The organism is Kitasatospora dryopteridis (assembly GCF_050749075.1).
In the GTDB taxonomy this organism is placed as follows: Bacteria; Actinomycetota; Actinomycetes; order Streptomycetales; family Streptomycetaceae; genus Kitasatospora.
Map to the genome: position 1 here is coordinate 1,346,632 of NZ_CP192749.1, position 19,205 is coordinate 1,365,836.

The window sequence follows — 19,205 nt, forward strand, 5'->3', positions numbered from 1 at the left end:
GGCTGCCGTCCGGCCGGGCTCCGGCGGCTCGAGCCCCACGTGCAGGTGGGAGCCGGTCAGGGGTGCCGCAGGGCTTCGGTGAGGCGGTTGGCGGCCTCGATGACGGCCTGGGAGAGACGCGCGCCGGGGTGACGGGTGAGCCGTTCGATGGGGCCGGAGACCGAGACTGCGGCCACGACCCGGCCGGACGGACCGCGGACGGGCGCGGAGACGGAGGCGACCCCGGGCTCGCGCTCGCCGATGGACTGGGCCCAACCGCGGCGCCGCACGCCGCTGAGGGCGGTGGCGGTGAAGCCGGCGCCCTGCAGGCCGCGGTGGAGGCGCTCGGGCTCCTCCCAGGCGAGCAGGATCTGGGCGGCGGAGCCGACCTTCATGGGGAGGGTGATTCCCACGGGAACCGTGTCGCGCAGCCCGGAGAGGCGCTCGGCGGCGGCCACGCAGATCCGGATCTCGCCCTGTCGGCGGTAGAGCTGGGCGCTCTCACCGGTGACGTCGCGCAGGTGGGTCAGGACCGGGCCGGCCGCGGACAGCAGGCGGTCCTCGCCGACGGCCGCCGAGAGCTCGGCGAGCCGGGGGCCGAGGGCGAACCGGCCCTGCAGGTCCCTGGTGACCAGACGGTGGTGTTCGAGTGCGACGGCGAGCCGGTGGGCGGTGGGCCGCGCCAGGCCGGTGGCGGCCACCAGTCCGTTCAGGGTGACGGGGCCGGCCTCCAGCGTGCCGAGGATCGAGGTGACCTTGTCGAGCACGCCGACGCCGCTCGTGTTCTCCATGGATGGGTACTCCGTCTCAGATCCCGTGAGCGGCGGGCGGGCCTCGCTCACGGACGCTCCGTGCGGGGAGCGGGGGTGGTCAGCGAGGACAGGCCGGAGAAGTCGGCCGATTGCCTGTGCCGGGCACGAGACGGGCACGCGGAGAGACCGGGGCGGGAAGCGCCCGGACGAAGGACAGCACAGAGAGCACCGTGTCTCCTCATCTTTCCCGCGCCACATTGGCGACAGGCCGGAGTTGGCACTGATCCCGGGCGGCGCGGCGCGTACTTCGGACGCCGGGTCGACCGGGGAGTTGCCGGGGCTTCGTAGGGCCGGTCCCTCCACCCCTCTGGATGATTCGCGAGGAACCATACAAGATTTCCCGGGCAGCCCGCCAAACCTCCCCCACCGCCGTGCCCGGTCGACCGATCCGTCGGCGGTGATGCCGCGAAGTGAATGGCCTTGCTGCAAATTGCAGAAACCTCACGCGCCTTGACTTGACGCGCCATCAGGACGGCGGCATCGTCGGTCCCGCGACGTACCCACCGTCCTCGCGGGCCGGGCCCGCCCGTCCGACCGACCGGCGCCCCATCGCATCCCCCACCCACCCTTCACCGGGACTGCCGCAACGCCCCCCACGAGCCGTCGCGCCGGCGGCCGGCCGGGCACGTTGTTCAGCCGGCCTCCACCGGGGCCGGCGGCTGCTCGCCGGCCGCGGTGGCGGTGTGGATCGGGCCGTCGGTCCCGGTGAGCGGCCGACCGGTGCCGCCCCAGCGGGCGGAGATGATCTCGGCGACGACGGAGACTGCCGTCTCCTGTGGCGTGCGGGCACCGAGGTCGAGCCCGGCGGGGGCCGACATCCGGGCCAACTCCCTTTCCTCCAGGCCGGCTTCGCGCAGGCGGGCCAGCCGTTCGCGGTGGGTCCGGCGCGAGCCGAGCGCGCCGATGTACGCCAGCTGCGGCAACCGCAGCGCGGTGGCCAGCAGCGGCACGTCGAACTTGTGGTCATGGGTGAGGACGGCCACCACCGTGCGGCCGTCGATCCGGCCCGCCGCGGCCTCCTCGGCCAGGTACTCGTGCGGCCACCGCACCACGACCTCGTCCGCGTGCGGGAAACGGGAGGCGGTGGCGAACACCGCCCGCGCGTCGCACACCGTGACGCGGTAGCCGAGGAAGGACCCCAACTCGGCGACCGCGGCGGCGAAGTCGATCGCACCGAACACCAGCATGCGCGGCGGTGGGACGAACGACCCCACGAACACGGTCAGTTCGCCGAGCTCGGCGAACTCCTCACCGTCCAGGCAGCGGCCCGCGGTGTCGTAGTGGCGCAGCCCCGTCGTGCCGTGCTCGAGCAGACCGCGGACGTCGAGGCCCACCGCGCGGTCCAGGGCGGCCGAGCCGAGGGTGCCCGAGTCGCGGTCCGGCCAGACGACCAGGCGGCTCCCGAGCGCGCCCGGGCCGCCGTCCGGGCCGGTCACCACGGTGGCCACCGCGACAGGCTCGCCGGCGTCCAACGACGTCACCACGTCCGGCAGTTCGGGGAAGGTCCGGCTGGACACGGGTTCGACGAAGATCTGGATCGTGCCGCCGCAGGTCAGCCCCACCTCGAAGGCGTCGCCGTCGCTCACCCCGTACGACCGCAGCACCGGACGTCCCGAGAGCCGGGCCTCCTCGGCCTCCTCGTACACCGCGCCCTCGACGCAGCCGCCCGAGACGCTGCCGACCACGGTGCCGGAGGCCGACACCGCCATCGCCGCACCCGGCCGGCGGGGCGCGCTCCGGAAGGTGCTGACCACGGTGGCGAGCCCGAAGCTCTCGCCCGCGCGGTACCACCGGTACACCTCGTCCAGGACGTCACGCACGGTGTCCCCCTCGCAGACACCGGCAGACCCGGCGCAGCCGGCGCGCGACCCCCAGCAGGATCAACCCGGCGAGGGCGATCGACACCAGGCGCTTGGCCACCGGCCCGCGGGCCACGGCGAGCAGGTCCAGCGGCTCGCCCTCCGCCGAGGCGGCCTGCGGCTCCCCCGCGGGTTCGGCCGACCCGGCGGCGGGTGCGGCAGCTGCGGATGCGGCAGCCGGGGGTTCGGCGGCCGCCGGCTGCGCGGCCGGCACGGCCTCGCCCCCGCTCTCGTGCTCGGCGGCCAGCTGCTCCTCCAGGCAGGCCGCGAACTGGTCCAGCAGCTTCCGGCTGATGTCCGTCATGACGCCCTTGCCGAACTGGGCCACCTTCCCGGTGATGCTGAGCCGGGTCTCGACGGTCACCCGGGTGCCGTCGCCGTCCGGTGCCAGCCGTGCGGTGATGTGCGCGTCGGCGTTGCCCTGGCCGTGCGCGTCGCGTCCGGAGGCGGTGAGCCGCACGGTGCGGCTCGCCTCGTCCCGCTCGTCGAACGCGGCGGTGCCCCGGTACTGCACGGTGACCGCTCCGACCCGCACCTTGACCGTGCCGTGGAACCGGTCGCCTTCGACCTCGGTGAGCTGCGCCCCCGGCATGCACGGGGCGATCCGCTCGACGTCGGTGAAGAGGTCCCAGGCCGCTTCCACCGGCAGGCTCACGCGGAACTCGTTGGTGAACTCCATGTGGACGAGCCTCCTTGCCCGGATCTGCCCGGTGCCCCGATGTTCCGGCCGTCGACGTACGTTCCAACGATGACCGGCCACCCGGCGATTCCCCCGGAGCCGTCCCCGGTCAGCTCCACAGGCTCACCCGGACGGTCGGCCGGTAGTGGTCCGCCGGCACGCCGGTGGCCCGGGTCAGCAGGCTCCGCACGGCGGTGGGCGTGGTCACGAACCGGCACAGCGCGGACGCGGCCGGCGAGCGCCGGTCACCGCGCAGGGCGGCGGCCCGCAGCACGCCGTTGACCGGGGTGCCGGGGACGGCGACGACGGTGAGGGTGCCGTGGCGCAGCTCGTCGCGGACGAGGTGGAGCACGGCGAGCGACAGCCCGTCGCCGGCGACGGCCGCGCCCAGCGCCGCACTGGTGCTGGGGAAGATCGACGCGTCGGCGTCGCCGACGCCGTGCCGGGTCAGGAAGGAGCCGCCGGGCGTGCCGGGGTCGAGCCCGCCCGGGCCGAGCAACCAGTGCTCCCGGGACAGCCGGCCGATCGGCAGGTGCAGCCGGCCGCCGTCGACGTGGTCCGGCCGGGCGCCGGCGTGGTGCGGCGAGGCGACCACCACGAGCTGGATGCGCAGGAACGGGATGTGCTCGAGGGTGTCCGGGCCGGGCGCTGCGGCGACCGTGCAGGGCTCGGCGGCGACCGGGCTGATCGCGACGTCCGCGCGCCGGTCCAGCAGCAGCTCGCCGAGCGCGGTGGACGGCACCGCGAGGGTCGTGGTCTCCACGTCCGGGTGCCGCCGGACGAAGGCCTCCAGCAGCGGCGGGACGATCTGCTCGGCGGTCGTCTCGGTGGCGGCGACCCGCAGGTGGGAGCTGTCCGCACCGGCCTGCCGGACCTGCCGGCGGGTCTCCTCGGCCAGGCCCACGATCTCGGCCGCGCCCGCGGCCAGCCGGCGCCCGCCGGGCGTCAGGGTGATCCCGCCCGCCGCCCGGACGAAGAGCCGGTCGCCGAGCTCGCGGCGCAGCACGGCGACCGCGCCCGAGACCGCGGGCTCGCTGACCCCCAGGGAGATCGCCGCGGCCTTGACCGAGCCGAGCCGGGCCACCGCGACGAACGCCCTGAGCTGTGTGAGGGTCATCGCCGCCTCCAGCGGTCGCAAGGCCTCCCCCACATGTCAGCCGTGGACGGCTCTTAACCATTCCCTTCAGTCGCCGTTGACCCGGGCGGTCGCCGGGGTGACAGTGCGCTCGTGCGGTACGTGGTCCTTGCCGCGGGTCCGCCATCACCGGAGGCACTGCGTGAGGAGGCCGTCGTGCAGGTTCCCGCGTCATTCGAGTACCGGCGGGCGGAGAGCGTGGACGACGCCCTCACCCTGCTGGAGCGGTTCGGTGAGGAGGCCAGGGTCATCGCCGGCGGGCACAGTCTGCTGCCGATGATGAAGCTGCGCCTGGCCCGTCCGGGACTCCTGGTCGACATCAACGACCTGCACGAACTGGACTACGTGCGACAGGAGGGCACGGAGCTGTGCATCGGCGCGCTCACCCGCCACCGCAGCCTGCTGGAGTCCGAGCCGGTCGGCCGGCTCTTCCCGATCTTCCACGACGCCGAACGGGTGATCGCCGACCCGCCGGTGCGCAACCGGGGCACCATCGGCGGCTCGCTCTGCCAGGCCGACCCGGCGGAGGACCTGTCGGCGGTCTGCGCGGCCGTCCGGGCGGTGGCGGTGGTGCTCGGCCACGGCGGGCGGCGCTCGGTGCCGATGGCGGACTTCTACAAAGGGCCGTACGAGACGGACGTGGGGCTCGGCGAGATGCTGGTCGAGATCCGCGTGCCGATCCTGCCGAACGCCGGCAGCGCCTACGAGAAGGTGGAGCGCAAGACCGGGGACTGGGCCATCGCGGCGGCCGGCGCCGCCCTGTCGCTGGCGGACGGGCGGATAGGGACGGCCGGCGTCGGGCTCGCGGCGGTCGGTGTGTCGGCCGTCGGCTACCGGCGCGCCGAGGAGTCCCTGGTCGGCCGCGAGCCGTCCGAGGAGGCGTTCGCCGCGGCCGGCCGGATCGCCGCCGAGGACTGCGATCCGGTCACCGACACCCGCGGCACCGCCGCCTACAAGCGGCACCTGGCCGGCGAGCTCACCGAGCGCGCGCTGCGCCGGGCCGCCGAACGGGCCCGGCGGGCCGTGAGCACGGCGTAACCGAAAGGACGGCTGGCGATGCAGGTCACCATCAATGTGAACGGCGAGGACCGCACGGCCGAGGTGGAGGCCCGGCACCTGCTGGTCCGCTTCCTGCGCGACGACCTGGGCCTCACCGGCACCCACTGGGGCTGCGACACCAGCAACTGCGGTACCTGCGTGGTGCTGTTCGACGGCGAGCCGGTCAAGAGCTGCACGATGCTGGCGGCCATGGCGTCCGGGCACCGGGTGCGCACCGTGGAGAGCCTGGAGACCGAAGACGGCCTCGACCCGGTCCAGCAGGGGTTCATCGAGCAGCACGGGTTGCAGTGCGGCTTCTGCACGCCGGGCATGATGCTGACCGCCCGCGCGCTCCTGGACCGCAATCCGGACCCCACCGACCAGGAGATCCGCGAGGCGATCTCCGGCCAACTCTGCCGGTGCACCGGCTACTTGAACATCGTCCGCGCGGTCCGATGGGCCGCGGACCACCCGGCGGAGGCCACCGTCGCCGCCGATGCGAGCGCGGGGAGCACGCCATGACCGCCGTTCAGGAGACCGGGTCGGCGCCCGCGGAGGAGCGCCCGATCGGCTACGGGCGGCTGAAGCGCAAGGAGGACCCGCGGTTCGTCCGCGGCAAGGGGCACTACGTGGACGACGTGCAGCTGCCCGGCATGCTGCACGGCGCCGTGCTGCGCAGCCCGCTGGCGCACGCCCGGATCGTGTCCATCGACACCTCTGCGGCCGAGTCGCACCCGAAGGTCCGGGCGGTGATCACCGGTGCCGCCCTGGAGGGGCTGGGCCTGGCCTGGATGCCCACCCTGTCGATGGACACCCAGGCGGTGCTGGCCACCGACAAGGTGCGCTTCCAGGGCCAGGAGGTGGCGTTCGTCGTCGCCGACGACCACTACGCGGCACGCGACGCCGTCGAGCTGATCGACGTCGAGTACGAGCCGCTGCCCCCGGTGATCGACGCGCGGCACGCGCTGGACGCCGACGCGCCGGTGATCCGGGACGACCAGGAGGGCCGCACCGACAACCGCATCTTCGACTGGGAGGCGGGCGACGGGGCGGCCACCGACGAGGTGTTCGCGCGCGCAGAGGTGGTCGTCGCCCAGGACATGCTCTACCCGCGCGTGCACCCCGCCCCGCTGGAGACCTGCGGCTGCGTGGCCGACATGGACCCGGTCGACGGCAAGCTCACCCTCTGGTCGACCACCCAGGCGCCGCACGCCCACCGCACCCTGTACGCGATGGTCGCCGGGCTGCCCGAGCACAAGATCCGGGTGATCTCCCCCGACATCGGCGGCGGCTTCGGCAACAAGGTCGGCATCTACCCCGGCTACGTGTGCGCGGTCGTGGGCTCGATCCTCACCCACAAGCCGGTCAAGTGGGTGGAGGACCGCTCCGAGAACCTGATGAGCACGTCGTTCGCCCGCGACTACCACATGCACGGCGAGATCGCCGCGACCCGCGAGGGCCGGATCCTCGCCGTCCGGGTCAAGGTGCTCGCCGACCACGGCGCGTTCAACGGGACGGCCCAGCCCAGCAAGTTCCCGGCCGGTTTCTTCCACGTCTTCACCGGCTCGTACGACATCGAGGCCGCCCACTGTGCCGTCACCGGCGTCTACACCGACAAGGCACCCGGCGGCGTCGCCTACGCCTGCTCGTTCCGGGTCACCGAGGCGGTGTACCTGATCGAGCGGCTGGTGGACTGCCTGGCGGACGAACTGCACGCCGACCCGGCCGAGTTGCGGATGAAGAACCTGATCCGGCCCGATCAGTTCCCGTACCCGAGCAAGACCGGCTGGGAGTACGACTCGGGCGACTACCCGGCCACCCTGCGCAAGGCGCTCGACCTGGCCGGCTACGAGGCGCTGCGCCGCGAGCAGGCCGAGCGGCGGGCGCGCGGCGAGCTGATGGGCATCGGCCTGTCGTTCTTCACCGAGACGGTCGGCGCCGGGCCCCGCAGGCACATGGACATCCTGGGCCTCGGCATGGCCGACGGCTGCGAGCTGCGGGTGCACCCGACCGGCAAGGCGGTGGTGCGGCTCAGCGTCCAGAGCCAGGGCCAGGGGCACGAGACGACGTTCGCCCAGATCGTCGCCGAGGAGCTCGGCATCCCGCCGGAGGACATCGAGGTGGTGCACGGCGACACCGACCAGACGCCGTTCGGACTCGGCACCTACGGCAGCCGCTCGACCCCGGTCTCGGGCGCCGCGGCGGCGGTGGTGGCCCGCAAGGTCCGCGACAAGGCACGGATCGTCGCCGGCGCCATGATGGAGGTCTCCCCCGACGACCTGGAGTGGGAGAAGGGCCGCTGGTTCGTCAGGGGCGACCCGACGGCCGCGAAGACGATCCAGGAGATCGCGCTCGCCGCGCACGGCGTGCTGGAACTGCCCGAGGGCGTGGAGGGCCATCTGGAGGCCACCACGGTCTACAACCCGCCCAACCTCACCTTCCCGTACGGCGCCTACCTGTGCGTGGTGGACGTCGACCCGGGCACCGGCGTGGTGAAGGTGCGCCGCTTCGTCGCGGTCGACGACTGCGGCACCCGGATCAACCCGATGATCATCGAGGGGCAGGTGCACGGCGGCCTCGCCGACGGCGTCGGCATGGCGCTGAGCGAGATCATCAGCTTCGACGAGGACGGCAACTGCCTGTCCGGCTCCTTCATGGACTACCTCGTGCCCACCGCGCTGGAAGTGCCGGCCTGGGAGCTCGGCCACACCGTCACACCGTCCCCGCACCACCCGATCGGGGCCAAGGGCGTCGGCGAGTCCGCGACGGTCGGCTCGCCCCCGGCGGTCGTCAACGCGGTGATGGACGCCATCGGCGTCCGGCACGCCGACATGCCGCTGACCCCCGGCCGGGTGTGGCTGGCGATGCACGGAGGTGTGGAGGCGCCGCAGTGAACGAGCGGAGCGAGGCCACCGATCAGAAGGTGCGTGTGCGCGAAGCGCCTGCCGAGCCCTGCGAGGCGGGCACCGTGAACGAGCGAAGCGAGGCCACCGATCAGAAGGTGCGTGTGCGCGAAGCGCCTGCCGAGCCCTGCGAGGCGGGCACCGTGAACGAGCGAAGCGAGGCCACCGATCAGAAGGTGCGTGTGCGCGAAGCGCCTGCCGAGCCCTGCGAGGCGGTCGCATGAGTGCGAGCCCGGCCCTGGAGCGGCGGATGGCGGAACTGACCGACAGTCAGGTGCCGTTCGTCAAGGCCACTGTGGTGCGTGCGCTGCACCCGACCAGTGCGCAGCCGGGCGACACCGCGCTGGTCCTGGAGGACGGCCGGATCGAGGGTTTCGTCGGCGGGGTCTGCGCCGAGGCGACCGTCCGCATGCAGGCACTGCGGCTGCTGCGCAGCGGCGAGTCGCTGCTGCTGCGGATCTCGCCCGACGCTCCCGCACAGCCGCAGGAGGAGGGTGAGGCGGGCACCCTGCTGGTCGCCAACCCCTGTCTGTCCGGCGGCGAGTTGGAGATCTTCCTGGAGCCGCTGCGGCCCGCCCCGGTGGTGCTCGTGCTCGGCGACACCCCCATCGGCCGGAGCCTGGTCGCGCTCGGTGCCGGGCTCGGGTACGACATCCGGACGGCCGCCGAGGAGGTCACCGCGGAGGAGCTCGCCGACGTGGCGGCCGTGGTGATCGCCTCCCACGGACGGCAGGAGGAGGGGCTGCTGACCCGTGCCGCGCGGGCCCGGGTGCCGTACGTCGCGCTGGTCGCGAGCCGCCGTCGCGGCGCCACCGTACTCGACGGCCTCGACCTCACCGCCGAGCAGCGCGGCCGGATCCACACGCCGGCCGGGCTGTGGATCGGCGCCCGCACGCCCGGCGAGATCGCCGTGTCGATCCTGGCCGAGCTGGTGGCCTCGCGGCACGCCCTGTCGGTGCACACCGAGGAGGCGGCCACCGGGCCCGCGCAGGCGGCGGCCGAACCGCTCACCGCGCTCGACCCGGTCTGCGGCATGACCGTCGCCGTCGCCGCCGACACCCCGTACTCGGACGCCCGCGGGCACCGGCACTGGTTCTGCTCGACCGGCTGCCGCGACCGCTTCGAGGCCGAGACCGCCCAGTCCGCGGAGGTGCCGTGACCGAGGCCGGCACGCCCGGGACGGCCGAGTCGGCCCGGGCGGCAGTCGCGCGGGCCGTACCGGACCCGCCGACCCTGCACGCCGCGCTGGACTCCCTCGGTTACCTCGCCGACCCCGGCCTGACCACCGCGCTCTACCTCGCCCTGCGCCTGCCCCAGCCGTTGCTGCTGGAGGGCGAACCGGGCGTCGGCAAGACCGAGGCCGCCCGCGCCCTGGCCGGCGTCCTCGGCAGCCCGCTGATCCGGCTGCAGTGCTACGACGGACTCGACGCCGCCGAGGCGCTGTACGAGTGGAACTATCCGCGCCAGCTGCTGAGCATCCGGCTCGCCGAGAGCCAGGGCGTGGCACTGGCCGAGGCCGACCTCTTCACCGACGCCTTCCTGCTGCGCCGCCCGGTACTCGCCGCGCTGACCCACCCGGGCCCCATGCCCGCGGTGCTGCTGATCGACGAGATCGACCGCGCCGACGACGACTTCGAGGCCTTCCTGCTGGAGGTGCTGGCCGAGGCCAGTGTCACCATCCCGGAACTGGGCACCGTGCACGCCACCGTCACACCGGTCGTCGTACTCACCTCCAACCGCACCCGCGACCTGCACGACGCCCTCAAACGGCGCTGCCTCTACCACTGGATCGACTACCCGGACACCGAACGGGTCGTCGAGATCGTGCGCCGCCGCGTCCCCGGGACCACGCCCTCGCTCGCGGCCGACGTGGCGGCGTCGGTACGCCGGATCCGCACCCTGGAGATCCAGAAGCCGCCCGGCATCGCCGAGAGCATCGACTGGGTCGGCGCGCTCACCCTGCTCGGCGTGGAGCGGCTCGACGCCGACGCCGCCGACCGGACCCTCGGCGTCCTCGTCAAGTACCGGGAGGACGTCGACCTGGTACGCGACCGCGGGCTCCCCTGGCTGGTCGGCCGACCCGAGGGCTGAGCCGATGACCGCACCGCCCGCCCGATTCCCGGCCTTCGACCGGCCCGCCTTCGCCGCCCGCCTCGGCGCCGCGCTGCACCGCTCCGGCGTCCCGGTCACGCCCGAGCGTTCGGGCCGCTTCCTGGACGTACTGGACCTGCTGCCGCCCGTGGATCCGACGACGCTGTACTGGGCTGCCCGGCTGGCCTTCGTCACGGCCCATGAACAGATCGAGCCGTTCGACCGCGTCTTCGCCGCACTCTTCGGCGGGCAGGCGGACCCGGCCGACAGCCGGGGATCCCCCGACAACCCGCCGCTCCCGGGCCTCGAACCCGGACCGGGCGCGCCCCCGGCCGCCGCCCCGGCACCGCCACGCCCCGCGGCCGGACCCCTGCCGAGTGGCCCGCTCCACCGGGACGTCGCCGGCGAAGCGCGCGAGCGGCCCGCCCGCACCGGCGCGGAGCGGTTGGTCGGCAGCACCGCCGAAGCGCTCGCGCAGCAGGACTTCGGCACCTTCGGACCGGGCGAACTGGCCGAACTGGACCGCCTGTTGGACAACCTCGTGATCAGCGTCCCGCTGCGTCGCACCCGCCGCCGGGAGGCCGACCCGCGGGGCCGCCGCATCGACCTGCGCCGAAGCCTGAGGCGCAGCCTGCGAACCGGCGGGGAGACCGTCCGGCTGGCCCGCTCGCACGGCCGGCTGCGCCGCCGACCGCTGGTGCTGCTGTGCGACGTCTCCGGCTCCATGGAGCCGTACACCCGCGTCTACGTACGGTTCTTCTCCCGGCTGTGCGCACGGGCGGGATCCGGGGTGGCCGCCGAGATCTTCGTCTTCGCCACCCGGCTGACCCGTCTGACGCCGGTGCTGCGGCACACGGCCCCGGATGCCGCGCTGCGCCGGGCGGGCCGGGCCGCCCCCGACTGGTCCGGCGGCACGCTGATCGGGCGGGCGCTCGCGGAGTTCAACGACCGCTTCGGACGGCGCGGCATGGCCCGGGGAGCGGTGGTGGTGATCTTCTCCGACGGCTGGGAGGGCGAGGACCCGTCGGCCGTCGGCCGGGAGACGGCCCGGCTCGGCCGACTCGCCCATCGCGTCGTCTGGGTCAACCCCCGTAAGGCCGCGCCCGGTTACGCCCCGCTCGCCGCCGGGATCGCGGCAGCGCTTCCGCACTGCGACGCCTTCGTGAGCGGACACAGCCTCGCGGCGATGGCGGACGTCTTCGACGCCATCGCCGGCCGCGAGCCGTCAGCGGCAAACAGTGCGCGAGCCCGGTAAGCACTCCACCCGCCTCGGACCGCGGGATGCCCGGGCCGCTCCGTGACGGCCCGGGCCGCAGTCACCCGAACGCCGGGCGGTCGTCGCCGACACCGCAGACTCGGACCAAATGCCGGAACCGCGGTCCTCCGACGGCCACCATGGAGCGTATGCGTTCTCCGGCCGCTGTCGAGGTGCCCACGTGACTGGCATGACGAGGCTGGTACCCGCGTCAATGCGCGGGTACCGGCGGGCGTGGCTGGGCCGGGACGTGATCGCCGGGGTGGCGCTGTCGGCGGTCGCGATCCCCGAGGTCATGGGGTACACCTCGATCGCCGGCATGCCCATCGTCACCGGCCTGTACACACTGATCCTTCCGGTGGTCGCGTTCGCCCTGCTGGGCTCGTCGAAGCTGCTCGTCGTCGGCGCGGACTCCGCCACTGCGGCGATCCTCTACGCCGGCCTGCTCGAGCTGGGAATCGCCGGCGTCACTCCGGGCTCGCCGCAGTGGGTCGGGCTGGCCAGCCTCACCGCCCTGGTGTCGGGCGCCATCCTGGCTGCTGCACGCCTTCTCCGGCTCGGCTTCCTCGCCGATTTCCTGTCGGCCGCCGTCCTGATCGGGTTCCTGACGGGTGTCGGTGTCCAGGTGGCGACGGCTCAGATTCCCGAGCTGCTCGGCATCCCCGAAGGCCGCGGCAACTGGTTCCAGCAGCAGTGGTCCTGGCTGACCCGCCTCGACCAGATCTCATGGCGCACCGCCGCCTACGGCGCCGCCACGATCGTGGTCATCGTGGCCTTCAAACGGTTCCTGCCCAGATTCCCGGGCACCCTCGTGGCGGTGGTCGCGCTGATCTCCGTCTCCGCGGCGACCGGCGCCTCCCACCACGGGGTCGCGGTCGTCGGCGCCGTCGAGGGCGGCTTCCCGCCGCTCGGTCTGCCGTCCGGACTGACCCCCGGCGACGTGTCCCGGGTCTTCTCCGTGGCGCTCTCCTGCTTCGTCCTGATCCTGGCGCAGAGCGCGGCGACGGCGCACGCCTTCGCGACCAAACACGGTGACCGCGTCGACATCAACCGCGACCTGGTCGGTCTCTCGGCCGCCAACATCGCCGCCGGGTTCAGCGGAACCTTCGTCGTCAACGGTTCCCCGACCAAGACGGAGATCCTCGACCAGCAGCGCGGCCGGACCCAGGTCGCCAACCTCACGATGGCCCTGATCTCGCTCCTGGTCGTCCTGGGCCTCACCTCGCTGGTGGCCGACATGCCCCTCGCGGTGCTGGCCGGAATCGTGTTCCTGGTCGGCCTCGACCTCGTCGACGTACGCGGCCTCCGACGGATCTACGCCCGGCGCCGGAACGAGTTCGTCGTCGCCGTCGTCACCGCCTTCGCGGTGTTCGGCATCGGCGTCGAGCAGGGCGTCCTGCTGGCCCTCGCGCTGTCCCTCTTCGAGGTCGTCCGACGGGAGTACCGGCCCAAGGACTTCGTGGTCGGGGTCACCGAGAAGGGCGAACCCACGTACCGGGCCGCCGAGCCCGGGATCGAGAGTGCACCCGGCCTGATCGTCTTCCGCTTCAACGCGGAGCTCTTCTACGCGAACGCGAGCCGCTTCGCCGACGAGGTCAGGGCCCTCGTCGACGACGCACCCGATCCGGTGCGCTGGCTGGTACTCGACGCCGCAGGGATCGCCGACGTCGACTACTCCGCCGGGCTCCGCCTGCACAGCCTCCTCGACTTCCTCGCCGCACGCCACGTCACCTTCGTCCTGGCGCGTCCCGACTCGGCCCTGGTGGACACCCTGAAGGTCTACGAGTTGTGGCAGCGGATCCCGCCCGAGTACGTCTTCGGCAACCTGATCGACGCCATCAGGGCATACCTCGCCGGCGGGTCCCCCGGTGCAACCGACGAACGGCCGCCCGGCTGAGAACCGCAGGTGCGGCCGGTTCGGGCGGCGGGCCCGGAACGTCGCGTTGCACGCGTCGGCAGCAGGATCGCGCCGACCAGCTTCTGCCCGGAAGCCCACGGCCTGCTCGCCACCCGGTACGGCTGGACCACGGGCTGCCGGGAGCAACGGGCAGCCGATGCACAGGTGCACCGCCACCGTCCCGACGGCCTCGCCGCCCCGCTCGCGGCCGCCCCGCCCCCGACCACACCGCCGCGCAGACGGACCTCGGCGTGCCGCAGGCCCCGGACAGGCGACCCCTTGACCCGCAGCCGCCCGGCGACGCGCCTTCCAGCGCGAGTGCGCTGGGAACGCGATCGTCAGTGTCGCCGGACGAAGCCCGTGCGCAATGATGCAGGCGCATCACGCCGGTGCGGGCCGACGGCGGCTACGCCGGGCGCCTGGTCGACAGCCCCTCCACGGCGAGTTCGACCAGGCGTCGCCATTGGCCGCTACCGGTCCGCACAGTTGCCGATATCGCGCCGACCAGCAGGTAGACGTCGGCGACGGTGGCGTCCGGGCGGATGGCGCCGGTCTGGCGTGAGTGTTCGACCAACACCGCTACCGCTTCCTCGAGTTGGGTCCGGGTGCGACCGAGGGGCGCGGAGCCGGCCGTGCCGCGGAGTGTCTCGATGGCGGTGGACAGGCCGCGGTCGCTCTCCAGGAGTTCGCCGACGTGGCGCAGGTAGCTGAGCACGGGATCGTCGCCGGGTTCGTCGGCCAGGCCGCGGGCGAAGGCGAGGATCTCCGCGAAGCGGTCCTCTGCCGCGGCCTCGACAAGGGCGTCCCGGGTCGGGAAGTGCCGGTACACGGTTCCGATTCCGACGCCGGCCGCCCTTGCGACGTCCGGGAGTTGCACCTCGTCGCCGCGCTCGGTGAACAGCTCGCGCGCAGCGGCGAGGAGCCGGGCGCGGTTGCGGGCCACATCGGCGCGCGGCCGCTGCTCCCCGCCGTCGGTCGATCGCGTTGACATTGCGTGTGCTCCTTTCTAGCATCAAAACGGAACAGGAATCCGCTTCCGCAGCAGAAGTATACGGCCGTGGACGCGCCATGCGACCTGTCCGGGCGCATCGCGAGTCCGACGAGTACCGACGGGGAGTCAGCTTTATGAGCAGTGAACGATTCTTTGTCCTCCAGCCTGCCGAGAACCGGCAGCCGAGCGTCCCGTTGCCGCCGGGATTCGGCGTCAAGGCGGGCACCGCCGACACCGAGGGCCGGGCCTCCATCCTGATCAACCAGCTGGACATCGACGTTCCGCTCCATGTGCACGAGCAGATGGACGAGTTCGTCTATGTGATGGACGGCGCCATGGAGATCGACTACGACGGCCGGACCTACCGGCTCGACACCGGCATGTGCGCGCTGCTGCCGCGCGGCATCCCGCACGCCATGCGCAATGCCTCCCAGCCGCCTGCCCGCTGCCTGCAGGTCTCCACGCCCGGCGGGTGGGACCGTTACCTGGAGGACGTCTTCGCCGCCGGACCCGCCCTGCGCACCGCCGACGGCCGGATGGACATGGCCAAGGTCAACGAGATCGGCGCGAAGTACGGCATGCGCTACGTCCCCACCACCATGGCGATGCCCGACCAAGCGGGCTAGCCGGAGGTCGTCTCCAAGGGTCGAATCCGGAGCGAGATCGAGGCGATGGCGACGGCGGCCTGGTCGGGCTCTCGGGTCCTGTCGTAGCGGGTGTCCAGGCCGTGCCATTGCAGTCGGGGCAGCGCTCGACAACGTTCCCGGAGTCGGCAGGGTGCCGGTCGAAGCCCGGGCGGCCGGTCGTCGCGGCCGCCTTGGCCGAGCCGTCCCGCGGGACACCGGTGAACCGGTCCTGTGCGACACCGGCCTTCCTTCCACCTGCGGCAAGGTGCGTACTCCGGCAGCAGGCATCGTGCTGACCGGCCTCGGCCCGGAACCTACGGCCTGCTCGTCACACCCGGCGCGCCCGAATCCACGGCCTGCCGGGAGGAACGGGCCGCCGACACCTTGGCGCCCCCGGCCGGGCACGGACGCCGCTGCTCGCGGCTCCGCCGGCACCACACCCCATTAGCCTTGCCGGATGGAGCACACGGAGAAGATCGACGGGGTCGAGGTCCTTCCCTTCGCCGATGAACAGGCGTTCGCGAACTGGCTGAGCGTCCATCACAGCAGGCACGAGGGCGTGTGGCTGAAGCTGGCCAAGAAGAACACCGGGATACCGTCACTGACGAGCGACCAAGCGGTCGACGTGGGCCTGTGCTACGGCTGGATCTCCGGTCAGCGGCGCGCACTCGACGAGCGGTACTACCTGCAGAAGTACGTCCCCCGGCGGCCGGGCAGCCTCTGGTCGCAGGTCAACGTCGAGAAGGTGGCGGTCCTCACCGCCGAGGGCCGCATGCGCGAGCCAGGTCTTGCCGAGGTCCGCCGCGCGCAGGCCGACGGCCGGTGGGCACGGGCCTACCGGTCCCAGCGCACCGCCACCGTCCCCGACGACCTCGCCAGCGCGCTCGCAGCCGACCCCGCCGCCGGCCGCGCCTTCCAAGCCCTCGACCGCACCGGCCGCTACCTCACCGTCCTCCCCCTCCTCCAGGCACCCACGCCCCAGGTCCGGCAGACCCGCCTGGAGCGCACCGTACGCCGCCTCGCCGCGGAAGGACGGGACGCGGAGGACCCGGCACGCGGCGCGGCGACGTAGGTCCGATGTGGCCGGCTCGCGAGACACCGGGGCGTTCGCCGACCGCACCGCTGTGCCTTCGACCTGGTCCGGCCGCCGACGAAACCACTGGTGACGGCACCAGGACTCGTCGCACACCCTGTCACCGCCTCCCGAACGCGGTACGCACCGTGGGCGTCGTCGGCAGCATCGGCCTCCCACTCTCAGCACTGGATGCCCCGCACGTCGCCCTGCGGCGCCCCCCGGCGCGCATCCTCGGGCAGCGCTTCACGTCGTGACACGCTCACCCGGAGCAGCATGTCCAAGCGCCGCTGCCGGTCTCGGCAAGTCGGGTGATCCGCCCTCGGTGATACTGGCGATATGGACGCACCGGTGCCCGCGATCGGCGAGGCTCCTGAGGATCCGTTCACAGTGAGCCGTTCGGCGTGGGCTGTCCTGGACGACCGTGGCAGGGTCGTCGGCTGGAGCGAGCGAGCCGAGGCCCTGCTCGGGTACCGGCTGCACGAGGCGCTCGGTCGCGCGGCGGCCGAGTTCCTGGTCCACCCCGCCGATCGGGATGCGGTGCTGACCGCGGTCGCTGAGTGTGAGCGCGAGAGCGGCTGGTACGGGGTGCTGCCGGTGCTGCACCAGAGCGGCCGCAGAGTGGAGCTGGGATTCCGGGCCCGTGCCGTGACGCGGGCCGACCTACGTTCCGAGTGGTTCCTGGTCGCAGCGCCCGCCGAGGAGATGGCCCAGTGGGAGACGGACCGATCGGTACTCGACGGCCTGTTCCGGCGCTCCCCGATCGGCCTGGCGGTGCACGCCCCCGACCTGAGCATCCTGCGGGTCAACAGGGCGATCGCCCGGTTCAGCGAGATCCCGGTCGAGCAGCACCGCGGCCGGCGGATAGGTGACTTCCTGATCGGTTCCGACATGGAGACGGTCGAGGAACGGCTGCGACGGGTCCTGGAGACGGGCGAGCCGCTGATCTTCACCGAGCAGCCCTGCCGGGTGCGGCGGGATCCCGACCGTGAGCGCATGGTGGCGATCTCGGCCTTCCGGATGCAGGACCCCTCAGGCCGGGTTCTCGGGGTCACCGAGATGGTGGAGGACGTCACCGACCGCCACCGGGCCCGGCGCCGCCTGTCGCTGCTCAACCGGGCGAGTACCCGGATCGGCACCACCCTGGACGTGGCGCAGACCGCCCGGGAACTGGCCGACGTCGCGGTCCCCGATCTGGCCGACGCCGTCGCGGTGGACCTTCTGGAGCCTGTGATCCGGGGCGAGGAGCCCACCCGGGCATCCGGGCCGATGCGCAGAGCGGCGGTCCAGGCGGTCGTACCGGGGGCGCTCGAGGTGATGTACCCGGTCGGCGAGGTCTTCTCCTTCGATCGCCGCACGCCGCAGGCCAAGTGCCTGATCGAGCAGTTGCCGGTTGTCGAATACGAGCTGGAGAGCAGCCCCGGCTGGTACTTCCAGGACCCGGAGCGCTCCAGGCGCGCTGTCGCCCTGGGGGCCCACTCGCTCATCGTGGTGCCGCTGATCGCCCGCGGCCTGCTCCTGGGCGTCGTCAGCCTGTGGCGGGCCGGGCGGCCCGAAGCGTTCGAGGAGGACGACCTCACGCTCGCCGAGGAGTTCGCGGCCCGCGCCGCCGTCTGCATCGACAACGCCCGCCGTTTCACCCAGGAGCACCAAGCGGCGCTGACCCTGCAGCGCAGCCTGCTGCCCCACGGACTGCCCGAGCACCGTGCCGTCGAAGTCGCCCATCGCTATCTGCCGGCCAATCCGGCCGCGGGCATCGGCGGCGACTGGTTCGACGTGATCCCACTCTCCGGCGCCCGCGTCGCCCTTGTCGTGGGCGACGTGGTCGGCCACGGCCTGCACGCCGCAGCCACCATGGGCCGACTGCGCGCCGCCGTCCACACCTTGGCCAACCTGGACCTCGCGCCGGACGAGGTGCTCTCCCATCTGGACGACTTGGTGAACCGCCTCGCCGATGAGCAGGAGATGGCCGACGGAGGTTCGCAATCGCAACAGATCGTCGGCGCGACCTGCCTCTACGCGGTGTACGACCCCGTCTCCGGGCAGTGCACGTTGGCGCGGGCCGGCCACCTGCCGCCTGCGGTGGTGACTCCGGACGGCCGCTTCAGCCTTCCCGACCTACCCGCCGGGCCGCCTCTGGGCTTGGGCGGGCTGCCCTTCGAGGCCGCAGAGCTGCAGCTCGCGGAAGGCAGCCTGCTGGCGCTTTACACCGACGGGCTCATCGTGGCCCGGGACCGCGATCTCGATGTCGGGCTGCAGCGGCTGCGCGAGGCACTGTGCCGGCCCGCCCAGCTCCTCGAGGAGACCTGCGCGGCGGTGGAGAACGCCCTGCTACCGAAGCTTTCCCACGACGACGTCGCGCTGCTCATCGCCCGCACCCGGGTGCTGGCGGCGGAGAACGTGGCCTCCTGGGAGTTGCCCGCAGAGCCCACCGCCGCCGCCCGGGCCCGCCAGTTGACCACCTCCACGCTGGCGGAGTGGGGGCTCGACGAGCTGGCCTTCACCGCCGAACTGACCGTCAGCGAGCTGGTCACCAACGCCTACCGCTATGGCGGGGCACCCGTGGTCCTGCGGCTGATCCACGACCGCTTCCTGATCTGCGAGGTCTCCGACGGCAGCAGCACCTCACCCCACCTGCGGCGCGCCCGCATGACCGACGAGGGCGGACGAGGTCTCTTCCTGGTCGCCCAGCTCACGGAACGTTGGGGTACTCGCTACACCCGGGACGGCAAGACCGTGTGGACCGAGCTGCCGCTGCCGTAGCCGGGACCGAAGTGGCTTCGGCCCCGCGTAGGACACGCTGTGTAAGCAGGCATGGACCGCACAGCGACGAAGAGCCAGCCGGGCGCCGGAACCGCGCCAGGTCCT

General features: G+C 73.0%; 16 protein-coding genes and 1 riboswitch. Of the genes, 11 read left to right on the forward strand and 5 right to left on the reverse strand.

The features are described 5' to 3' along the window. Positions 1 to 56 precede the first annotated feature (56 nt). The 4 genes from ACQ614_RS06080 to ACQ614_RS06095 form a co-directional block, all read right to left on the reverse strand. On the reverse strand, positions 57 to 770 hold the full coding sequence (locus tag ACQ614_RS06080) for an IclR family transcriptional regulator (protein ID WP_431677211.1): 714 nt from the start codon (positions 768 to 770) through the stop codon (positions 57 to 59). A 196-nt stretch (positions 771 to 966) separates the two neighbouring features. Then, positions 967 to 1,109, reverse strand: a riboswitch (SAM riboswitch). A gap of 314 nt (positions 1,110 to 1,423) precedes the next feature. Then, positions 1,424 to 2,611: an XdhC family protein gene (locus tag ACQ614_RS06085; RefSeq protein ID WP_431677213.1), complete on the reverse strand. Its 1,188-nt coding sequence runs from the start codon at positions 2,609 to 2,611 to the stop codon at positions 1,424 to 1,426. Further along, entirely contained in the window at positions 2,604 to 3,329 is a 726-nt protein-coding gene (locus ACQ614_RS06090) for an SRPBCC family protein (protein ID WP_431677214.1), read from the reverse strand. Before ACQ614_RS06090 ends, ACQ614_RS06085 begins: the two co-directional genes overlap by 8 nt. Before the next feature lie 109 nt (positions 3,330 to 3,438). Next, positions 3,439 to 4,446 (reverse strand): LysR family transcriptional regulator, encoded by a 1,008-nt coding sequence (locus ACQ614_RS06095; RefSeq protein WP_431677216.1) that lies wholly within the window; start codon positions 4,444 to 4,446, stop codon positions 3,439 to 3,441. 174 nt (positions 4,447 to 4,620) lie between these two features. Between ACQ614_RS06095 and ACQ614_RS06100 the strand changes: the two genes are divergently transcribed. The 8 genes from ACQ614_RS06100 to ACQ614_RS06135 all read left to right on the forward strand — a co-directional run bounded on the left by ACQ614_RS06100 (position 4,621) and on the right by ACQ614_RS06135 (position 13,648). Continuing rightward, positions 4,621 to 5,502, forward strand: coding sequence for an FAD binding domain-containing protein (locus tag ACQ614_RS06100; protein ID WP_431677217.1), 882 nt, complete (start codon positions 4,621 to 4,623; stop codon positions 5,500 to 5,502). Positions 5,503 to 5,520: 18 nt separating this feature from the next. After that, a complete protein-coding gene (locus ACQ614_RS06105; RefSeq protein ID WP_431677219.1) occupies positions 5,521 to 6,024 on the forward strand; it encodes a (2Fe-2S)-binding protein in 504 nt (167 codons plus the stop codon). Further along, on the forward strand, positions 6,021 to 8,396 hold the full coding sequence (locus ACQ614_RS06110; protein WP_431677221.1) for an aerobic carbon-monoxide dehydrogenase large subunit: 2,376 nt from the start codon (positions 6,021 to 6,023) through the stop codon (positions 8,394 to 8,396). Before ACQ614_RS06105 ends, ACQ614_RS06110 begins: the two co-directional genes overlap by 4 nt. Then, positions 8,393 to 8,629 carry a hypothetical protein gene (locus ACQ614_RS06115; protein ID WP_431677222.1) on the forward strand — a complete coding sequence of 79 codons (237 nt, stop codon included), beginning with the start codon at positions 8,393 to 8,395 and terminating at the stop codon, positions 8,627 to 8,629. The genes ACQ614_RS06110 and ACQ614_RS06115 overlap by 4 nt, the downstream gene beginning before the upstream one ends. Continuing rightward, positions 8,626 to 9,564 carry an XdhC family protein gene (locus tag ACQ614_RS06120; protein ID WP_431677224.1) on the forward strand — a complete coding sequence of 313 codons (939 nt, stop codon included), beginning with the start codon at positions 8,626 to 8,628 and terminating at the stop codon, positions 9,562 to 9,564. Before ACQ614_RS06115 ends, ACQ614_RS06120 begins: the two co-directional genes overlap by 4 nt. Further along, the gene (locus ACQ614_RS06125; RefSeq protein ID WP_431677226.1) at positions 9,561 to 10,496 is read left to right on the forward strand and encodes an AAA family ATPase; all 936 of its coding nucleotides are present in this window, start codon (positions 9,561 to 9,563) and stop codon (positions 10,494 to 10,496) included. Before ACQ614_RS06120 ends, ACQ614_RS06125 begins: the two co-directional genes overlap by 4 nt. A 4-nt stretch (positions 10,497 to 10,500) precedes the next feature. After that, the gene (locus ACQ614_RS06130; protein ID WP_431677227.1) at positions 10,501 to 11,751 is read left to right on the forward strand and encodes a vWA domain-containing protein; all 1,251 of its coding nucleotides are present in this window, start codon (positions 10,501 to 10,503) and stop codon (positions 11,749 to 11,751) included. A 190-nt stretch (positions 11,752 to 11,941) separates the two neighbouring features. Further along, positions 11,942 to 13,648 (forward strand): SulP family inorganic anion transporter, encoded by a 1,707-nt coding sequence (locus ACQ614_RS06135; protein ID WP_431677229.1) that lies wholly within the window; start codon positions 11,942 to 11,944, stop codon positions 13,646 to 13,648. Positions 13,649 to 14,054: 406 nt separating this feature from the next. Here the strand turns inward: ACQ614_RS06135 and ACQ614_RS06140 are convergent, their stop codons facing one another. Then, a complete protein-coding gene (locus tag ACQ614_RS06140; RefSeq protein WP_431677231.1) occupies positions 14,055 to 14,639 on the reverse strand; it encodes a TetR/AcrR family transcriptional regulator in 585 nt (194 codons plus the stop codon). A 134-nt stretch (positions 14,640 to 14,773) separates the two neighbouring features. Here ACQ614_RS06140 and ACQ614_RS06145 point away from each other — a divergent pair, with 134 nt between their 5' ends. From ACQ614_RS06145 to ACQ614_RS06155, 3 genes are all read left to right on the forward strand, one after another. Continuing rightward, the gene (locus ACQ614_RS06145) at positions 14,774 to 15,265 is read left to right on the forward strand and encodes a cupin domain-containing protein (RefSeq protein ID WP_431677233.1); all 492 of its coding nucleotides are present in this window, start codon (positions 14,774 to 14,776) and stop codon (positions 15,263 to 15,265) included. A gap of 457 nt (positions 15,266 to 15,722) precedes the next feature. Next, positions 15,723 to 16,337, forward strand: a complete 615-nt coding sequence (locus ACQ614_RS06150; RefSeq protein WP_431677234.1) for a YdeI/OmpD-associated family protein — start codon at positions 15,723 to 15,725, stop codon at positions 16,335 to 16,337. A gap of 339 nt (positions 16,338 to 16,676) precedes the next feature. Then, positions 16,677 to 19,100, forward strand: a complete 2,424-nt coding sequence (locus tag ACQ614_RS06155; RefSeq protein ID WP_431677236.1) for a SpoIIE family protein phosphatase — start codon at positions 16,677 to 16,679, stop codon at positions 19,098 to 19,100. The last annotated feature ends 105 nt before the right edge of the window (positions 19,101 to 19,205 follow it).